Origin of the sequence: Streptomyces akebiae (assembly GCF_019599145.1) — a bacterium.
Taxonomy (GTDB): Bacteria; Actinomycetota; Actinomycetes; order Streptomycetales; family Streptomycetaceae; genus Streptomyces; species Streptomyces akebiae.
Map to the genome: position 1 here is coordinate 5,967,712 of NZ_CP080647.1, position 18,729 is coordinate 5,986,440.

The window sequence follows — 18,729 nt, forward strand, 5'->3', positions numbered from 1 at the left end:
TGGGGGTGGGGGCGGGGGTGGCTGGGGGCGTGTGTCGGGTGCGGGTCGGTGGGGCTTCTCGCGCAGTTCCCCGCGCCCCTGAAAAGGCAGGGGCTGCGCCCCGTGCTTTTCAGGCCCGAGGGCCTGAGGCTTTCAGGGGCGCGGGGCCTGAGGCTTTCAGGGGCGCGGGGAACTGCGCGAGCAACCCCCACCGGCCCGCACCCAGCTCACCTACGCCCCCTCGATCCCCCATCCAGCCACAGAGACGGCACTGGACCGACAGATCCGTTTCGCTGACGATCGGGGGATGACAGAAACCCCGGCCGCCGACGAAACCCGCGCCTTCCTCATCCTGCACGGCTGGCAGAACCACCGGCCGCCCACCCACTGGCAGCACTGGCTGGCCGACCGCCTCACCGACCTGGGTCACGAGGTCGCCTACCCCCAGCTCCCGGAGGCGGACGACCCGGACCTGGAGCGCTGGCTCGCGGAACTGGACGCACTGCTCGGCGAGTTGGCAGGTCGGCGGATCACGGTGGTCTGCCACAGCCTGGCCTGTCTGCTGTGGCTGCACGCGGTCGCCCGGGATGGCATCCTGTCCGGCCCCGTCGACCGCGTCCTCCTCGTGGCTCCGCCGTCCCCCGAGTTCGCTCTGAAGCAGCCGGAGATCGCCGAGTTCGCCCCGCCGCCGCTGACGCCGGAGCGGCTGGCCGAGTCAGCCACGTACACCCGGGTCGTCGGCAGTGACAACGACCCGTACTGCCTGCCGGGCGCGGCCACGGCGTACGCGCGGCCCCTCGGCCTGCCCGCCGACGTGCTGCCCGGCGAGGCCCACCTCAACCCCGACTCGGGTTACGGCCCCTGGCCGTCGATGCTCGACTGGTGTCTGCGACCGGCGTCCGACGCGTACGAGGAGATGCCGATCCAGGAGCGCCCCGTGCAGCGGACGGACGCGACCGGCGACTGAATCACCCGCCCGCCTCGCCCCCCGCCCGGCCCGCGTCGTCGCTCAGCCGCCGCTGCCCGCCTTGAGCAGCGCGGCCACGATCGGGCCCGCCGACTCGCTGCCGTGGCCGCCCTGCTGGACGACTCCGGCGGAGGCCAGATCGCCCTTCCAGGCGGTGAACCAGCCGTTGGGCTCCTTCTGCCCGTCGACCTCGGCGGAGCCGGTCTTGGCGCCGTAGTCCGGGCCGAGGCCCGACATCGCCTCGGCCGCCGTACCGGCCGCGGCGGTGTACTGCAGGAGTTCGCGGAGCTGGGAGCGGACCGTGGCGGACATGGGCCGCGATGCGGTGGCCAGGGTGCGGTCGTCGACGGACGGCGGGACCAGGTAGGGCTGCTTGAAGACGCCCGTCTTGGCCGTCGCGACCACCGACGCCATGTTCAGCGGGTTCATCCGCACCCCGCCCTGGCCGATCAGCGAGGCCGCCATCGGGGCGTCGCTCTGCACCGGCACCGCGCCGTCGAAGCTGGAGACGCCGATGGCCCAGTTGTTCAGGCCGAGCCCGAAGACCTGCTGGGCCTCCTTGGTCAGGGAGTCGTCGTCCAGCTTCTTCGCCTGGGAGATGAAGGCGGTGTTGCAGGAACGGGCGAAGCTCGCCTTGAACGTCCCGCCCTTGATCTCGAACTTGTCGTCGTTCTGGAACTTCCAGCCGCCGTACGAGGAGTACTTGGGGCAGGGGTGGCCCTTGTTCGCCGAGGCCAGGCCCTTGTCGATGAGCAGTGCGGACGACACGATCTTCATCGTGGAGCCGGGGGCCAGTGAGCCCTGGAACGCCACGTTGAAACTGCTGGAGTTGGCCGCGGCCAGGATCTCGCCGGTCGAGGGCCGCATCACGACCACCGACGCCCGCTTCGTGGCGGCCACCTTCTCCTCGGCGGCGGCCTGCAACGACGGGCTGAGCGTCGTCGTCACCTCGCCCGGGGTGCCCTCGCTCAGCTCCAGCAGGGTCTTGTCGGCGGCCTTCTCCTTCGTGGACCTGGTGGAGTTCGTGGGCTCGGCGGAGGACTTGTCGTCCGACCCGCCCTCGGCCGGGTCGGCGCGGACGATCCGCAGCTCGACGCCCGCCTTGCCGCCCGCCTTCTTGCCGTACTTCTCCCGCAGCCCGTCCAGCACCGAGCCCAGCGACGGGTACTTCTCCGTCGTCAGCTCGCCGCCGTCCCGGTCGAGGGCCTTCACCGGGGGTGTGCCCGCCTCGCCGGTCACCAGCCGGTCGCCCTCGGCGAGTTCGGGGTGGACGACGGAGGGCTGCCAGTCGACGACGGGTTCGCCGTCCTTCTCCGCCCGTACGACAGTGAGGGCGGACTTGTAGGTCAGCGGCTTCTCGGTGCCCTTGAAGGAGACCGTGCCCTTCACCGTGAACGGCACCTTGTCGCCGGAGCGCTTGCCGCGGGTGAGGGTGACGTCCTTGACGTGGGCGTCCTTGGCGAAGCCGGTCAACGCCGTCTTGGCGGCCGCCGAGTCGTCCGTGGCGGCGGCCGCCTTCGCGACCGTGCCCTTCTGCCAGGCCGTGAGGAACGTGGTCGCGGCCGTGCGGACCTCGCCGGCGGACAGGGGGCCGCTCTTCACGGCCTTGGCGTCGGCCGAGCCGTCCTCGGCCGCCGCGCCGGCGCCGAACACCGTGTACACGGCCATCGCGCCACCGCCGAGGGCCGCGACCGCCACTCCGCCCAGCACGAGATGCCGCCGTGACCTCCCCGACTTCGCGGCCTTCCGCTCGTCGACACGCCTTCTCTTACCCACGCTCCCGACCTTCCGCTGCCCCCGGCTGCCTCTCGTTCCTCAACGAGAACCACCACCCTAGAGTCCCGCGGATCACTCCGTGGGTTCGCCCGTTGGATGCACGGGTGACTGGGGGCCTCTCGCGCAGCTCCCCGGGTCCCTGAAGCCCCAGGCCGTGCGGGCTCGGAAGCGAGGGGGCTGGGAGTTGGGGAGCGAGGGGTCTGCGGGCCTGGAAAGCGGCCGGGGTTGCGGGTTGGGTGGCTACGGGGCCGCGGGCCTGGAAATCGGACGGGGCTGCGGGGTGAAAAGCACGGGGCGCAGCCCCTGCTTTTCAGGGGCGCGGGGAACTGCGCGAGAAGCCCCACCCACCCGCACCCCGCAACGAACCGCACCCTCTACGGCGCGACCCGGACCCGCACCCGCCCAGTCCCTGTGACCGGGTCACACTCACCCCCCAGTCCCTGTGACCGGGTCACACTCACCCCCCGGCCTTCAGCACATCCACCACGATCGGCCCAGCCGCCTCCCCACCACGGCCACCCCCCTCCGACATCGCCGCCGCGGCCACATCCCCACGGAACCCGGTGAACCAACTGTCCGCCACCGCCTGCCCGTCGATCTCCGCGGACCCGGTCTTCGCCCCGATGTCCCCGCTCAGATCGGCCATGACGGTCGCGGCGGTCCCCTGCGTCGCGGTCAGCCTCATCATCTGCTTCAACTGCGACGCGGTACTGGCCCGCAACCCCTCCGCCGTGGCCAACTTCCGGTCGTCCAGCTCGGGCGACACCAGATACGGCTGCCGGAACCGCCCCGTGATCGCCGTGGACGTCACCGACGCCATGTTCAGCGGGTTCATCAGCACATCACCCTGCCCGATGGCGTTGGCGGCCCGGTTCGGCCCGCCGGACGGCGGTACCTTGCCGTCCATGGAGGCGATGCCCGTCTTCCAGTCGTCCCGGCCGATCCCGAACCGCTCCTGCGCCTCCTCGGTCAACGACGCGTCCGTCAGCGGCTTTTCGTCGATCAGCTTGATGAAGGCCGTGTTGCAGGACCGCTGGAAGCTGTTGGCGAGCGTGGCGTTCGGTGTCTCGTCGGCCTTCAGGCCCGGCAGGTTCTTGAAGGTCTGGCTCTGCCAGGTGGCCGTGTCGGGGCAGGGGGCGGGGCCGTTCATGGAGGTCACGCCGTTGTCGATGAGCATCGCGGCGGTGACGATCTTCATCGTGGAGCCGGGCGGGAGTTCGCCCTGGAAGGCGGCGTTGAAGCCGTCCTCGCGGTGGTTGGCGACCGCCAGCACCTCACCGGTGCTGGGCTGCAACGCGACCACGGACGACTCGGCGTACTTCTCGACCGCCGCCTCGGCCGCCGCCTGAGTGCGGGCGCTGATGGTGGTCCGCAGCTTGCCCGCCTTGCCCTCGGCGAGGGTCAGCAGCGTGGTGTCGCCCGCGTTCGTGGTGGTGTGGCGGATGCCCAGCTCGATTCCGGGGGTGCCGCCCGCGTCGGCGCCGTAGCGTTCGCGCAGGGTGTCGAGGATCGGTCCGAGGGAGGGGTACTTCTCCTTGGTCAGCACCTTGCCGTCCCGGTCCACGGCCTCGATGGGCGGCGCGGCCGCCTCCCCGGTGAACAGGGTGTCGCCGGCCTTCAGCTCGGGGTGCACGACGGACGGCCGCCAGTCGATGAGGGCCCGCCCGGTGGTCTTCCCCCGCACGACGGTCAGTCGGCTCTTGTACGCGAGCTTCTTGCTCTTCCCGTCGTACGACACCGTGGCCGCGACGGAGTACGGGACGGTCCGGTCGCCGGCTCCGGTGGGCTCGCCCGGCTCGATCTCGACGTCCGCGATCCGTGCGGCGTCGACGAAGCTGCCGAACACGGCTCCCGCGGCCGCCGCGTCGTTCGTGTACGAGGACGCCGTGGTCGCGTCGCCCTTCTCCCAGGCGGCGAAGAACTTCTCCGTGGTCTCCCGCACCTCGTCCGCACTGGGCGGCCCGGTGCGCTTCTCGACGCCCCCGCCGCCCCCGTTGAGAGCGGTCACGACGTTGTACCCGCCGTACCCGGCGCCCCCGACCATCGCGGCGAACACCCCGCCGACTATGGCGACCTTGACCCCCTTGCGCATGACGCGTTCCCCTTCCCCGTTACCCCGTAGTGGCTTTCCCGTCCGGCCCCGAACGCGTCTTTGAACACGTTCAGAAACCGCTTGCCGAGGCTCACTGTAAACACGGGGGAGTAACGCGTGGGAAAAATGCTTCCTGTGTGTGCCCTGATTGTTAGCCCAGGGCACCCACTGAACCGGATTCAGGCCACCACGACCCGGAATCCGGCCACGCCTGGGCACGTGGCCGCAGGCGCGGGCGACCGCTGGACCCAGGTGTGAGACCAGGCTTGAGACCCAGGTGTCAGACCCAGGTGTCCATCCACATCCGCGAGCGCCAGTTGTCGATGGGGATCGGCTGGCCCGTGTACAGGGGCCAGAAGTAGATGAAGTTCCAGGCGATGAGGAGGACCAGGACGCCGGCGGCTGCCGCGCCGGCTACGCGGCGGCGTTCCGGGGCGCCCGGGGGGCCGAGGACGGCGCCGATCAGCATGGTGACGGCGAGGCAGAGGAAGGGGAGGAAGACGACGGCGTAGAAGAAGAAGATCGTGCGTTCCTGGTAGAGGAACCAGGGGAGGTAGCCGGCGGCGATGCCGCAGGCGATCGCGCCGGCGCGCCAGTCGCGGCGGAAGAACCAGCGCCACAGGACGTAGAGGACGGCGACGGCGGCGGCCCACCAGAGGAGGGGCGTGCCGATGGCCAGGACCTCGCGGGCGCACTTGTCGGCGGTGTCCGCCGGGCAGCCGTCGTTGCCGGGGGACGGGGACTCGTAGAAGTACGAGACCGGGCGGCCGAGGACGATCCAGCTCCACGGGTTCGACTGGTACGTGTGCGGGGACGACAGGCCGACGTGGAACTCGTAGACCGCGTGCTCGTAGTGCCACAGGCTGCGCAGCCAGTCCGGCAGCCAGCTGAACCAGCCGCCCTTGCCCTCGGTCGCGGCCCAGTCGCGGTAGTAGCCGCCGCTGCCGTCGTCCGGGGAGAGGATCCAGCCCGTCCAGGAGACCAGATACGTGACGATCATGACCGGGACCGTGGAGAGGAACGCCAGGCCCAGGTCGCGCTGGAGCGTCGCGATCAGCGGCTGACGGGCGCCGGCGACCTTGCGGGCCGCGTAGTCCCAGAGCACCGTCATGATCCCGAAGAACACCATGAAGTACAGGGCGTTCCACTTCGTGCCGAGCGCCAGGCCCAGGCAGAGGCCGGCCAGCAAGCGGTAGGGGCGCCAGCCCAGGCGGGTGGTCTCGGCGACGAGGGAGTTGGGGCGTACGACTCCGTCGCCGTCCGGGGGGAGGGCCTCGGCCAGGCGTCGGCGTGCCTTGTCCCGGTCGATGACCAGGCAGCCGAACGCGGCCAGGACGAAGAACATCAGCACCTGGTCCAGCAGCGCCGTGCGGCTCATCACGAAGTGCAGGCCGTCGACCGCCATCAGGCCGCCCGCGAGACAGCCGAGGAACGTCGAGCGGAAGATGCGGCGGCCGATACGGCACAGCGTCAGGACGGAGAGCGTGCCGAGCAGGGCGGTCATGAAGCGCCAGCCGAACGGGTTGAAGCCGAACATCAGCTCGCCCAGGCCGATCACGTACTTGCCGACGGGCGGGTGCACGACGTACGCCGCGTCCGTCGGGATCGGGACGTTCCCGTCGTTCCGGAGGATCAGCTCGTTGGCGTTCTTGGCCCAGTTGACCTCGTAACCGCGGTGGACGATCGCCCACGCGTCCTTCGCGTAGTACGTCTCGTCGAATATCACCGCCTTGGGGCTGCCCAGGTTGTGGAACCGCATCAGCCCGGCGACCAGCGTGACCAGCAGGGGGCCGCCCCAGGCCGACCAGCGGACGAGGCGGTTCGCGACCTCCTCGCGCACCCCGAGGACGGCCCAGAAGCGCGCGCTGGGGCGGGTGTACGGGGGCACCAGTCGGCTGCGGACGTCGCTTCTCGGCGGTGCCGTGTAGCCGAAACGGCGCAGGCGGTGCTGCCACGACGGCCGCGGGTCTTCGGTGGCCTGGTCCTGCCGGGTGTCCGTGGAGGACGCGGTACTGGTCACCGCGCCATCGTAGGGAACACGGCTGTGGGAGTCCCGTGGGATGAGGATGTGGCCGGGTGACCTCGTCACGCGAGGTCGCGTGCGGCGGGGGCGGCCGGGGGCGGGTCGTGGCTGGCAGCGGGGTTGCCGGCGCCCATTCGGGACGTCGCCCCGTCCAGGGCCATCGGTGTCCCTGACCGCCCCTCGGCTTCGCCCCGGCATCGGCGTGGCTGGGAGGATGGGGGTGTGACAGGAATCCTTGTGTTGGCAGGTACTCCCATTGGTGAGATCGCGGACGCGCCACCCCGGCTCGCCGAGGAATTGGCCGGGGCGGACGTGGTCGCCGCAGAGGACACGCGGCGGCTGCGGCGGCTCACCCAGGCGCTGGGGGTGCAGCCCGGCGGGCGGATCGTCTCCTACTTCGAGGGCAACGAGGCCGCGCGTACGCCGGAACTCGTCGAGGCGCTGGTGGGCGGTGCCCGGGTGCTGCTGGTCACCGACGCGGGGATGCCGTCGGTCTCCGACCCCGGGTACCGGCTGGTCGCCGCCGCCGTGGAGAAGGACATCCGGGTCACCGCCGTACCCGGGCCCTCGGCCGTCCTGACGGCCCTCGCGCTGTCCGGGCTGCCCGTCGACCGGTTCTGCTTCGAGGGGTTCCCGCCGCGCAAGGCCGGGGAACGGCTCGCCCGGCTGCGCGAGGTCGCGCAGGAGCGGCGCACCCTCGTGTACTTCGAGGCGCCCCACCGCCTGGACGCCACCCTCGCGGCGATGGCCGAGGTCTTCGGCGCGGGGCGGCGGGCCGCCGTGTGCCGCGAGCTGACCAAGACGTACGAGGAGGTCAAGCGGGGGCCGCTCGGGGAGCTGGCCGAGTGGGCGGCGGCCGGTGTGCGCGGGGAGATCACCGTGGTGGTCGAGGGGGCGCCGGAGCGGGGGCCGGAGGAGCTGGACGCCGAGGAGTTGGTGCGGCGGGTCCGGGTGCGGGAGGAGGCGGGGGAGCGGCGCAAGGAGGCGATCGCCGCGGTGGCGGTGGAGGCCGGGGTGCCGAAGCGGGAGGTGTTCGACGCGGTGGTGGCGGCGAAGAGGGCGGAGTAAGGGCCGGGCGCCTCGGTGTCGGGGGGCCGGTCTCGTCAGGGGGGCGAGTCGGTGGGAGTGCGGGTGGGTGGGAGTGCGGGTGGGTGTGGGGCTTCTCGCGCAGTTCCCCGCGCCCCTGAAGGGCTTCAGGCCCCGCGGGCCTGAGATCCCCCTTCCGAAGTCTCCGTGGTCTCCGCGGTGCCCAGCCCATGCCCGGGTAAAGCTGCGCAAAGGGCGGCCCTCGTATCGACGGGCTTCGCACAAGGGGAGGCCAAATGCCCTTCAACAGTCGGCAGATGGGGTGCCCTCCAGGTCCGCCAGGGCGTCAACTGGGTGGTGAGGACGTACACGTCACGTCCCCACCGTCCAGCGGACCAGAGGAGCTGGCAATGACCGAGATCGCAGAGCGCGCAGTGCTGCGCGACACCGCCACCGCCGTCGTTCACGAGTCGTACGCGTTCGCCTGCATGCGGTGCGGGCACGGCTGGGAGCAGTCGTACGAGATAGAGCACCACAACGACGCCCAGGGGCGCGACTTCGTGATGTACGTGGCCGACGGCACGGTCGTGCCGTCCCCGCTGTCCCGGCCCACGTGCCAGAACTGCGACGGTCATGTCGTCCGGATCATGCGGGCGGGGCAGGTGTCGTCGGCGCTGGACGCCGAGCGTCGACGGCACCTGCCGAAGCCCCGCGTGGTGGCGGACACCGACACCCCGGAAGCGGCGGAGCCCGCGGAGGACCACCACTGGCACCTGTCCGACCTCCTGCACCCGTTCCACCGCAAGGCGAGCTGACCCTCCCCCGCTCAGCGAGCCTGTGGGGCATGCCCCGATCGTGCGATTCGTAGGATCGGGGCATGCCCTCGAACGACAAGAACGCCGCGCCCCCGCTCCCCGAACCCCTCCGGGTGCCGGTCGCCGATGCGCACACCCATCTGGACATGCAGTCCGGCACCGTCGAGGAGGGCCTTGCGAAGGCCGCCTCCGTGGGGGTGACGACGGTCGTCCAGGTCGGCTGTGACATCAAGGGCTCGCGCTGGGCCGCCGAGACGGCCGAGCGGTACGAGGCCGTGCACGCGACCGTCGCGCTGCACCCGAACGAGGCGCCGCGCATCGTCCACGGCGACCCGGACGGCTGGTCCCGGCAGGGCGCGCGGACGCCCGGCGGGGACGCGGCGCTCGACGACGCTCTCGCCGAGATCGACCGGCTGGCCGCGTTGCCGCAGGTCAAGGGCGTCGGGGAGACGGGGCTCGACTACTTCAGGACCGGGCCCGAGGGCAAGGCCGCCCAGGAGCGGTCGTTCCGCGCGCACATTGAGATCGCCAAACGGCACGGCAAGGCGCTGGTCATCCACGACCGTGACGCCCACGACGACGTGTTGCGGATCCTGAAGGAGGAGGGCGCGCCCGAGCGGACCGTCTTCCACTGCTACTCCGGCGACGCGGAGATGGCGGCGGTCTGCGCCGCGCACGGCTACTTCATGTCCTTCGCCGGGAACATGACGTTCAAGAACGCCCAGCCGCTGCGCGACGCCCTCGCCGTCGCGCCCCTCGAACTCGTCCTGGTGGAGACCGACGCGCCCTTCCTGACGCCCGCGCCGTACCGCGGACGGCCCAACGCGCCGTATCTCATTCCGGTCACGGTCCGGGCGATGGCCGAGGTGCGGGGCATCGACGAGGACGCGCTGGCGACGGCGGTCGCGGCGAACACGGCGAGGGCGTTCGATTACTGACGGGTCACGTTCCGTCGGCCGTCCGGGGGACCCAAAAAGATGATCAGCGGCCCGTGTCGCGACACTGAGTGACCGCGTTGCTTTGGAGGGTGACCGGAGTCCGCTAGGTTCACGTCGCCCGACCCGGACCCGGATCACCTCTGGAGCGTGTCGTCGTGAGCAATGCGCAGTCGCCGTACGAGGCCGAGACGCTGCCCCGCGGGGGGTACGCGGACACCTATCGGCCCGCCTATGAGGATCGGCTCCCCCAGGAGGTCCAGGAGGCCCGGGAGGCCCAGGGAGGGCGCGAGGGTCCGGACGGGGTGGACGCCTCGGCTCGCGGGGGCGGCCGGAGTGGCTCGCGGCGGGCCGTGCGGCGCAGACGGGCCGCCGACCGGTCCGGCTCGCTGCGGCGGCTGGTGCCACAGGCCCTGGTCGTTGCCTTCCTCGCGGGAGGCACCTCCGCGTTCGTGGCGAAGGACAAGGCGATCGAGCTGACCGTCGACGGCCGGCCCCGCACGCTGCACACCTTCGCCGACGACGTCACCGAACTGCTCGCCGACGAAGGGGTCGCCCTCGGCGCGCACGATGTCGTCGCGCCCGCCCCCGGTACGGCGTTGAGCAGCGGGGACGAGGTCGCCGTGCACTACGGGCGGCCCGTCGCCCTCACCCTCGACGGGCAGCGGCGCAAGGTCTGGACGACCGCCCACACGGTGGACGGGGCGCTGCAGCAGCTCGGGGTGCGTGCGGAGGGCGCGTACGTGTCGACCTCGCGCTCCCGGCGGATCGGGCGTGAGGGCCTGCAGCTGGACGTCCGCACCGAGCGCACTGTCACGATCATGGCGGACGGGCGGACGCGGACGATCCGTACGAACGCGGCGACCGTGGGGGAGGCCGTGGAGCAGGCCGGGATCACCCTGCGCGGGGAGGACACCACCTCGGTCCACTGGTCGAGTTTCCCCCGGGACGGGCAGACGGTGACCGTGTTGCGGGTGACCGGATCCGAGGAGATCCGGGAGACGCCGATTCCGTTCCGGGTGCGCCGTACCGAGGATCCCTCGCTCTTCCGGGGCACCGAGGTCGTGGAGCGGGCCGGCCGTCCGGGGGTGCGTCGGGTCACGTACGCGCTCCGGACGGTCAACGGGGTCCGGGAGCGGCCGAGGCTGGTGCGTGCCGAGGTCGTTCGTGAGCCGCAGGAGCAGGTCGTGAAGGTCGGGACGAGGGTGATGCCCACGTCCGTGGCGGGGGCGGAGGGGTTGAACTGGGGTGGTCTCGCCGCGTGCGAGTCGGGAGGGCGGCCCCATGCGGTCGATCCCTCCGGGACGTACGGCGGGCTGTATCAGTTCGACACCCGGACCTGGCGGAGTCTCGGTGGGAGCGGGAGGCCGCAGGACGCGTCGGCGGCGGAGCAGACGATGCGTGCGAAGAAGTTGTACGTCCAGCGGGGGGCGAGTCCTTGGCCGCATTGCGGGGCGCGGTTGCGGGGGTAGGGCGCTTGGCGGCTCGGGGTGCGTGTCTCGTCGGCGGGTGCGGGTGAGTGGGGCTTCTCGCGCAGTTCCCCGCGCCCCTGAAAGACCAGGCCCTGCGGGCCTGGAAGACCCCGACCCTGCGGGCCTGGAAGACCGCGGGGCCGCGGGCCTGAAAAGCGCGGGGCGCAGCCCCTGCTTTTCAGGGGCGCGGGGAACTGCGCGAGAAGCCCCACCGGACCCGCGCCCGCCGACGCACCCGCACCCCCGAGCTCTGAGGCGCCCCGCCGACGCACCCGCACCCCCGAGCCCTGAGGCGCCCAGGAACCGGACGCGGCCCCCCGCCCCGTACCCTGGTGCCGTGAGCAGCCCCTCCCCCGACGCCCTCCTCGGCCCCGCCGACGTCCGTGAACTCGCCGCCGCCCTCGGTGTGCGTCCGACCAAGCAGCGCGGCCAGAACTTCGTGATCGACGCGAACACGGTCCGCCGTATCGTGCGGACTGCGGACGTCCGCCCGGAGGACACCGTCGTCGAGGTGGGCCCGGGTCTCGGTTCGCTCACCCTCGCCCTGCTGGAGGTGGCGGACCGGGTCACGGTCGTCGAGATCGACGACGTGCTCGCCGCCGCACTGCCGGCGACGATAGCCGCCCGCATGCCCACCCGCGCCGGGCGTTTCGCCCTCGTCCACTCGGACGCGATGGACGTGACGGAGCTTCCCGGCCCCGCCCCCACCGCCCTCGTCGCGAACCTCCCCTACAACGTCGCCGTCCCCGTGCTGCTGCACATGCTCGAGACCTTCCCGACCATCGAGCGCACCCTCGTGATGGTCCAGGCGGAGGTCGCCGACCGGCTCGCCGCCGGGCCGGGCTCGCGGGTGTACGGCGTGCCGTCGGTGAAGGCGAACTGGTACGCGGAGGTCAAACGGGCCGGGAAGATCGGGCGCAACGTCTTCTGGCCTGCGCCGAACGTGGACAGCGGGCTCGTCTCCCTGATCCGCCGGACGGAGCCGATCAAGACCACCGCCGACAAGCGGGACGTGTTCGCGGTCGTCGACGCGGCCTTCGCCCAGCGGCGCAAGACCCTGCGGGCCGCCCTCGCCGGGTGGGCCGGTTCCGCGGCCGCAGCCGAGGCCGCCCTCGTCGCCGCCGGGGTCTCCCCGCAGGCCCGCGGCGAGTCCCTGACGGTCGAGGAGTTCGCGGCCATCGCCGAGAACCGCGTCACGACCGACGACAAGGCCCACCAAGAGGCCGACGACAAGGCCCACCAAGAGGCCGACCACAAGGCCCACCAAGAGGCCGACCACAAGGCCCACCACGAGGAGTCCCGTCAGTCGTGAGCGTCACCGTTCGCGTTCCCGCCAAGGTCAATGTGCAGCTCGCGGTCGGCGGTGCCCGGCCCGACGGGTTCCACGACCTGGCCAACGTCTTCCTCGCCGTCGGGCTGTACGACGAGGTCACCGCCACCCCCGCCGACGAACTGACCGTCACCTGCGAGGGCCCCGGCGCCGGCCAGGTGCCCCTGGACCGGAGCAACCTCGCCGCCCGCGCCGCGCTCGCGCTCGCGGAACGGCACGGGATCGAGCCCGCCGTCCATCTGCACATCGTCAAGGACATCCCCGTCGCCGGCGGTATGGCCGGCGGCAGCGCGGACGCGGCCGGTGCGCTGCTGGCCTGCGACACGCTGTGGGGCACGAACGCCTCGCGCGGCGAACTCCTCGACATCTGCGCCGAGTTGGGCAGCGATGTGCCGTTCAGTCTGGTGGGCGGGGCCGCCCTCGGGACGGGGCGCGGGGAGCGGCTGCGACCCCTCGACGTGGGCGGGGTCTTCCACTGGGTGTTCGCCGTCGCCGACGGCGGTCTCTCCACGCCCGCCGTCTACCGCGAGTTCGACCGGCTCCACGAGCACGACGTCGTGCCCGAGCCCGTCGCCTCCCAGGTGCTGCTCGACGCGCTCGCCAAGGGTGACGTGGACGCGCTCGCCGCGTTCCTGCCGGGCTCCAACGGCCTCCAGCCCGCGGCCCTCTCGCTGTTCCCGAAGCTGGCCGACACGCTCGCCGAGGGCCGTGCGGCCGGCGCGCTCGCCGCGCTCGTCTCCGGCTCGGGCCCGACCACGGCCTTCCTCGCCCGGGACGCCGAGTCGGCCCGTGCCGTCGCCGAGGGTCTCCTCGCGTCCGGTACGTGCGCGTCCGCGCGGGTGGCCGCCTCGCCCGCGCCGGGGGCGACCGTGGTCCAGGGGCGACAACCGTAGGTACTCAGAGGTGAGTTGAGTACGGGAGCGCTGCCGCCCGCCCGGCCGCCCGCGCGACCGTACTCCCATGACCGTCATCGCGAGCGTGGGCGCGAGAGAACTCGCCGCCGCCACCCCGGCCACCAGGGACCGGTACGTCGATCTGCTCCGCGTCGCCTCCCTCGGCACCGTCGTCCTCGGCCACTGGCTGATGGCGGCCGTGACCACCGGGGACGGCGGCGGGGTCGAGGTGGGCAACCTGCTCGCCGTCGAGCCGCGGCTGCAGATCCTCACCTGGGCCCTGCAGATCATGCCGGTGTTCTTCTTCGTCGGCGGCTTCTCGCACGCCCTCTCCTACCGCTCGCTCAGCCGGAAGGCGTCGGACGGCGGTTCCGTCTATCCCGCCTTCCTCCGGGCCCGCCTGCAGCGGCTGCTGCGGCCCACCATGGTCTTCATAGGGGTGTGGGGCGCCGCCGCCGTGCTCCTCCATCTCGCGGGACAGGGCGGCGGGTTGCTCGACGTGGCGCTGCGGCTCGTCGCGCAGCCGCTGTGGTTCATCGGGATCTATCTGGCGATGGTCGCCTTCACCCCGCCGCTGCTGCGGCTGCACGAGCGATGGGGGTGGGGCGCGTTCGCGGGGCTGGTCGCGGCCGCCGCGCTCGTGGACGTGTCGCGCTTCGCGCTCGGCGTGCCGTTCGTGGAGTTCCTCAACTTCGCCTTCGTGTGGCTCGCGATCCACCAACTGGGCTTCCTGCGGGCCGACGGGCGGCTGACACGGCCGTATCTGCTCGCCGGCGCCGGGCTCGCGGGGGCCGCGCTGCTGGTGGCGTACGGGCCGTATCCGCTGTCGATGGTCGGGATGCCGGGCGAGAAGGTGTCGAACATGGCGCCGCCGACCTTCGCGCTGCTGTGCCACGGGCTGTGGCTGGTCGGCGCGGTGGAGTGGGTGCGCGGGCCGGTCGCGCGGTGGCTGGAGCGGCCGAAGGTGTGGCGGACGGTCGTGGCGGCCAACGGCATCTCGATGACCGCGTTCCTGTGGCATCTTTCGGCCATGCTCGGGGTGTACGGCGTACTGCTCGCCCTGGATGTCGACCTGCCCACGCCCGCGACGGGTGCCTGGTGGGCCCAACTGCCCCTGCGGATCGCGTTCGCGGCGGTCCTCACGGCGGTTCTCGTCGCCGCCTTCCGGAGCTTCGAACGGCCTGCGGCCCGCCCCTCGCGGCCGTCCCGGCCGAGCCGTTCCAGCAGGTCGGAGGCGTATTCCGGACCGGTTGCCGCCCTCGGGGTGACCCTGTGTCTGTTCGGGGTGCTGGGGCTGTCCATGGTCGGATTCGGCGGGCTGTTCGAGGGGCGTACGGCCCTGTTGATCGCCGTCCAGGTCAGTGCTCCGGTGGCCGTGGTCATGACGCTCGCCGGGTGGTCGCTGGTGGAACTCATTGGTCGCGGCACACGGTCAAGCGCCTGACCCGAGTGGTCCGGTGGAGGGAATGTGCAGGTCACGCATTGGTCTGACAAACCCTTCGGTTTGTAACCCATGCCACAGTATTTTAATGTTCACGGAATTCCCTTCTGGTCCGCTTCGGGCGATATGCCGGTCATTCTCGGGTGGCATGATCTCGATCCCCGGTGCCTCGCTACCGGCGGTACTTCCCGTGTGCGGGGTGTCGTCCCCGCGGCGGGCGAGAGGGGTTCCTCATGGGACACATCGACCACTTCAGCGCCGGATGGGTCACCCCCGTCCTCTCCTTCGTCATGGCCTGCGTCGGCTTCGCGCTCGGACTGTGCTGCACCGTGAGGGCACTTGAGGCCGAGGGCGCCTCCAAGCGGAACTGGCTCACGCTGGCGTCGTTCGCGATCGGCTCGGGCATCTGGACCATGCACCTCGTCGCGCTGATGGGCTTCGGCGTGCGGGGCACCTCGATCCGCTACGACGTCCCGATGACCGTTCTCAGCCTGGTCATGGCGATCGCCGCGGTCGGCGCCGGTGTCTTCACCGCCGGTTACGGCCGCTCCCGGATCCGCGCCGTGGCCTTCGGCGGCCTCGGTACCGGCCTCGGCGTGGCCGCGATGCACTACACCGGCATGGCCGCGCTCAACCTGCACGGCGAGATCGGCTACGACCCGTCCCTGGTCATCGCCTCCGTGGTGATCGCCGTCGTCGCCGCCACCGCCGCGCTGGCGCTGACGCTGGTCGTGCGCGGGGGCGTGCTCGCCGCGGTCGCCGCGCTCGTGATGGGGCTCGCGGTGAGCGGCATGCACTACACCGCGATGTACGCCGTGACCATCGATCTCACGCCCAGCACCGCGCGGTTGGCGGGGGCGACGGCCACGGAGTTCCTGTTCCCGCTGGCCGTGCTGCTGGGGTCGTTCCTCTTCCTGACCTCGGCGTACGTGGCGTTGTCGCCGACGGGGAAGCGGGCGGAGTCCTCGTTCGCCGACGAACTGTTGCGTGAGGTCGAGCTGTCGACGGCGTGAGCGCGTGCGCGCCCCGCCACGAGCGCCGTTTTGACCTGCGGGCCCGTGGGGGCTGGTCGCGCAGTTCCCCGCGCCCCTGACGGGGCGCTCGATCCTCCCTCCCCTAGCGAGGTCGCCAGTGAAAATCTTCCGTGCAACCACCCGCCTGCTGCGCCCCAGATCCGTGCGGGCGAAGATCGTCGCCCTGTTGATGCTGCCCGTCGTGTCGTTGATGGCGCTGTGGAGCTACGCCGCCGTGACGACCGTGGCCGTCATCGGCGACACCGAGCGGGCCAAGGACGTCAACAGCGAACTGCTGGCGCCGGTCGCCGAGTTCGTGACCGCGCTGCAGGGCGAGCGGACGGCCGCCATGCGGTACGCCGCCAGGCGCACCGAGACGGGTCTCGACAACCTGAGGGCCGATCAGCAGACCACCGACAAGACCGTGACGGCGCTCCGCGCGGGCATCAGCTCCTCCAGTTCGGACGCCGCCCTCATCGACGCGGGGCTGCCCGACCGCCTGGAGACCCTGGAAGCCGACTTCAGCGACCTCGCCGCCCTGCGCGCGGGCACCACCGGCTCGGGTACGCGGGACGCGGTGTCGACGGCGTACACCGAGTACTCCACCGTCATCGACCACGCCTTCGCCGTGACGGGCGCGCTCACCAGCGAGAAGGGCACCGACGCGACCTCCGAGGCGCGGGTCGTCCTCGAACTCTCCCGGGTCCGGGACGCCGTGGCCCGCGAGCAGGCACTGCTGGCCGCCGCCACCGCGTCCGGGACGCTGAGCAAGGAGCAGTACGCGCGGTTCGTCGGCGCCGTCGCCACCCAGCGCGAGCTGCTGAGGCCGGCCGTCGCCGACCTCAAGGCCGAGCACCGGCCCGCCTACGACGTGCTGCTGGACGGCGACAGTTACGCCGCCCTCGTCAAGGTCGAGGACGGGGTGACCGACGCCGGGGCGGGACCGGTGTCCGCGGCCGTGCTGCAGGACTGGGACGCCTCCTCGGCGGCCGTGCTGAAGGGCCTGGCCGCGGCCGAGGAGGACGCGGGAACGGGCGCGGCGGCCAAGGCGGACGTCTTCGGCTGGGACACGCTCGGCGCGTCCGGCGTCGCCGTCGTCCTCGGCCTCGCCGGTGTGCTCCTGTCGCTGCTGGTCTCCGTGGGCGTCGGGCGCGGCCTCATCGTCGAACTCCTCGACCTGCGCAACTCCGCCCTGGAGGTCGCCGGGCGCCGGCTGCCGCAGGCGATGCGCAAGCTGCACGCCGGGCAGGGCGTCGACATCGACGCCGAGGCCCCGATGCGACGGCTCGCCGGTGACGAACTCGCGCAGGTGGGCACCGCGTTGACGGCCGTGCAGCGGGCCGCGCTCAAGGCGGCGTCCGAGCGGGCCGAACTCCTCAGCGGCATCTCCGGGGTGTACGTCAGCCTCGCCCGCCGCAGCCAGGTGCTCCTCCACCGCCAGCTCGACCTGCTCGGCGTCATGGAGCAGCGCCAGCGGGAACAGCAGAACGACGCCGAGCTGTACGACCTGTACCGGATCGACTACCTCGCCACCCGGATGCGGCGCCACTCCGAGTCGCTGCTCATCCTGTCGGGCATCGCGCCCGGCCGGGGCTGGCGCGACCCGATCGCGCTGACGGACGTCCTGCGGGCCGCCGTCGCCGAGATCGAGGACGCGACCCGGATCCAGGTGTGGGCCGTACCGAAGGTGTCGCTGAACGGCGGCTCCGTCGCCGACGTCATCCATCTGCTCGCCGAACTCGTCGAGAACGCCGCCGCGTTCTCCCCGCCCTCCACCAAGGTCCAGCTGCGCGCGGCCCGGCTGCGCGACGGCATCCTCATCGAGGTCGAGGACAGCGGCTTCGGCATGAACGAGGAGGCGATGGCCGAGGCCAACCGCAAGCTCCGGTCGGAGAAGGTCGACCTCCTCGACGCCAAGCAGATCGGCCTGTTCGTGGTGAACCGGCTCGCCGACCGTCAGGGTCTGCGCGTCGAACTGCGGCAGTCGACCGACGGAGGCGTCGCGGCGGCCGTCTTCATCCCCGAGAACCTGATCCGCGACGACATGCCCGTCCACCAGGAGCCGGCCGACGACGGCCACTTCCCGGCCCCGGCGTCGGCCCCGGCGTCGGCGCGGATCCGGCAGCAACAGCGGCAGCGGTAGAGCCGCACGGGACTGCCGTGCGCCCCGGGTGGTGATGTCCCCGGGGCGCACGGCCTTGTCAATTCGACGCCAAATGACTCCGGGGCGCTCAACATCGGTGACTGTGGGTGCGTGGGGGCCCGAAAAGCGAGGGGCGCAGACCCTGCTTCCCAGGGGCGCGGGGAACTGCGCGAGAAGCCCCACCGGACCCGCACCCGGCCACCGCCTTGCACCCAGCCCGTACAGAGGCTCACCAGGCGTGGCCGCCGCCAGCGTGCGACCCCCGCCGCCCCGTCACACCCGTACGCCCCGCCGACTACCCTGGAGGGTCGATCGTCCCCGTGGCAGGAGAGTAATGGCCGTCAACCTGGTCAATGTCGAGAACGTCAGCAAGGTGTACGGCACCCGTGCCCTGCTCGACGGGGTCTCGCTCGGCGTCTCCGAAGGGGACCGGATCGGCGTCGTGGGGCGGAACGGGGACGGCAAGACCACCCTGATCCGGATGCTCGCGAAGCTGGAGGAGGCCGACACCGGGCGGGTCACCCACTCCGGCGGCCTCCACCTCGGCGTCCTCACCCAGCACGACTCCCTCGACCCCGCCGCCACCGTCCGGCACGAGGTCATCCGGGACCTGGCCGACCACGAGTGGGCGGGCAACGCCAAGATCAGGGACGTGCTGACGGGGCTCTTCGGCGGGCTCGACCTCCCGGGGTTCCCCCAGGGGCTCGACACCGTCATCGGCCCGCTCTCCGGCGGTGAGCGGCGGCGCATCGCGCTCGCCAAGCTGCTCATCGAGGAGCAGGACCTGATCGTCCTCGACGAGCCCACCAACCACCTGGACGTGG

13 protein-coding genes and 1 pseudogene are annotated in these 18,729 nt (G+C 71.9%); 11 read left to right on the forward strand and 3 right to left on the reverse strand.

Annotated features, from left to right (window positions below; genetic code table 11):
* Positions 1 to 286: 286 nt before the first annotated feature.
* Positions 287 to 946: an RBBP9/YdeN family alpha/beta hydrolase gene (locus K1J60_RS25840; protein WP_220648266.1), complete on the forward strand. Its 660-nt coding sequence runs from the start codon at positions 287 to 289 to the stop codon at positions 944 to 946.
* A 42-nt stretch (positions 947 to 988) separates the two neighbouring features.
* Here K1J60_RS25840 and K1J60_RS25845 read toward each other — a convergent pair whose 3' ends face one another.
* The 3 genes from K1J60_RS25845 to K1J60_RS25855 all read right to left on the reverse strand — a co-directional run bounded on the left by K1J60_RS25845 (position 989) and on the right by K1J60_RS25855 (position 6,834).
* Complete coding sequence (locus K1J60_RS25845; protein ID WP_220648267.1) at positions 989 to 2,722, reverse strand: penicillin-binding transpeptidase domain-containing protein; 1,734 nt, start codon at positions 2,720 to 2,722, stop codon at positions 989 to 991.
* A 457-nt stretch (positions 2,723 to 3,179) separates the two neighbouring features.
* Positions 3,180 to 4,814, reverse strand: coding sequence for a penicillin-binding transpeptidase domain-containing protein (locus K1J60_RS25850; protein WP_220648268.1), 1,635 nt, complete (start codon positions 4,812 to 4,814; stop codon positions 3,180 to 3,182).
* 280 nt (positions 4,815 to 5,094) lie between these two features.
* Positions 5,095 to 6,834, reverse strand: coding sequence for a dolichyl-phosphate-mannose--protein mannosyltransferase (locus K1J60_RS25855; protein WP_220648269.1), 1,740 nt, complete (start codon positions 6,832 to 6,834; stop codon positions 5,095 to 5,097).
* Positions 6,835 to 7,059: 225 nt separating this feature from the next.
* Between K1J60_RS25855 and rsmI the strand changes: the two genes are divergently transcribed.
* The 10 genes and pseudogenes from rsmI to K1J60_RS47420 all read left to right on the forward strand — a co-directional run.
* On the forward strand, positions 7,060 to 7,905 hold the full coding sequence (gene rsmI / locus K1J60_RS25860; protein ID WP_220648270.1) for a 16S rRNA (cytidine(1402)-2'-O)-methyltransferase: 846 nt from the start codon (positions 7,060 to 7,062) through the stop codon (positions 7,903 to 7,905).
* Positions 7,906 to 8,273: 368 nt separating this feature from the next.
* On the forward strand, positions 8,274 to 8,678 hold the full coding sequence (locus tag K1J60_RS25865; RefSeq protein ID WP_220648271.1) for a hypothetical protein: 405 nt from the start codon (positions 8,274 to 8,276) through the stop codon (positions 8,676 to 8,678).
* Between the two features lie 62 nt (positions 8,679 to 8,740).
* The gene (locus tag K1J60_RS25870; RefSeq protein ID WP_220648272.1) at positions 8,741 to 9,616 is read left to right on the forward strand and encodes a TatD family hydrolase; all 876 of its coding nucleotides are present in this window, start codon (positions 8,741 to 8,743) and stop codon (positions 9,614 to 9,616) included.
* 155 nt (positions 9,617 to 9,771) lie between these two features.
* A complete protein-coding gene (locus tag K1J60_RS25875; protein WP_220648273.1) occupies positions 9,772 to 11,085 on the forward strand; it encodes a resuscitation-promoting factor in 1,314 nt (437 codons plus the stop codon).
* A 337-nt stretch (positions 11,086 to 11,422) separates the two neighbouring features.
* Complete coding sequence (rsmA, locus tag K1J60_RS25880) at positions 11,423 to 12,397, forward strand: 16S rRNA (adenine(1518)-N(6)/adenine(1519)-N(6))-dimethyltransferase RsmA (protein ID WP_259407916.1); 975 nt, start codon at positions 11,423 to 11,425, stop codon at positions 12,395 to 12,397.
* The gene (locus K1J60_RS25885; protein ID WP_220648274.1) at positions 12,394 to 13,308 is read left to right on the forward strand and encodes a 4-(cytidine 5'-diphospho)-2-C-methyl-D-erythritol kinase; all 915 of its coding nucleotides are present in this window, start codon (positions 12,394 to 12,396) and stop codon (positions 13,306 to 13,308) included. The genes rsmA and K1J60_RS25885 overlap by 4 nt, the downstream gene beginning before the upstream one ends.
* 67 nt (positions 13,309 to 13,375) lie before the next feature.
* The gene (locus K1J60_RS25890; RefSeq protein WP_220648275.1) at positions 13,376 to 14,752 is read left to right on the forward strand and encodes an acyltransferase family protein; all 1,377 of its coding nucleotides are present in this window, start codon (positions 13,376 to 13,378) and stop codon (positions 14,750 to 14,752) included.
* Between the two features lie 230 nt (positions 14,753 to 14,982).
* Positions 14,983 to 15,762 (forward strand): MHYT domain-containing protein, encoded by a 780-nt coding sequence (locus K1J60_RS25895; protein WP_220648276.1) that lies wholly within the window; start codon positions 14,983 to 14,985, stop codon positions 15,760 to 15,762.
* Positions 15,763 to 15,880: 118 nt separating this feature from the next.
* Entirely contained in the window at positions 15,881 to 17,905 is a 2,025-nt protein-coding gene (locus K1J60_RS25900; protein WP_259407917.1) for a sensor histidine kinase, read from the forward strand.
* A 334-nt stretch (positions 17,906 to 18,239) separates the two neighbouring features.
* A pseudogene (locus K1J60_RS47420) lies at positions 18,240 to 18,656 on the forward strand (ATP-binding cassette domain-containing protein); the annotation flags it as partial.
* Positions 18,657 to 18,729: the final 73 nt, after the last annotated feature.

Excerpts from the sequence above, each read along its gene's own strand:
- K1J60_RS25865 (WP_220648271.1), top strand. The coding sequence starts at position 8,274 with ATGACCGAGATCGCAGAGCGCGCAGTGCTGCGCGACACCGCCACCGCC.
- K1J60_RS25840 (WP_220648266.1), top strand. The coding sequence starts at position 287 with ATGACAGAAACCCCGGCCGCCGACGAAACCCGCGCCTTCCTCATCCTG.
- K1J60_RS25850 (WP_220648268.1), bottom strand. The coding sequence starts at position 4,814 with ATGCGCAAGGGGGTCAAGGTCGCCATAGTCGGCGGGGTGTTCGCCGCG.
- K1J60_RS25870 (WP_220648272.1), top strand. The coding sequence starts at position 8,741 with ATGCCCTCGAACGACAAGAACGCCGCGCCCCCGCTCCCCGAACCCCTC.
- K1J60_RS25890 (WP_220648275.1), top strand. The coding sequence starts at position 13,376 with ATGACCGTCATCGCGAGCGTGGGCGCGAGAGAACTCGCCGCCGCCACC.
- K1J60_RS25895 (WP_220648276.1), top strand. The coding sequence starts at position 14,983 with ATGGGACACATCGACCACTTCAGCGCCGGATGGGTCACCCCCGTCCTC.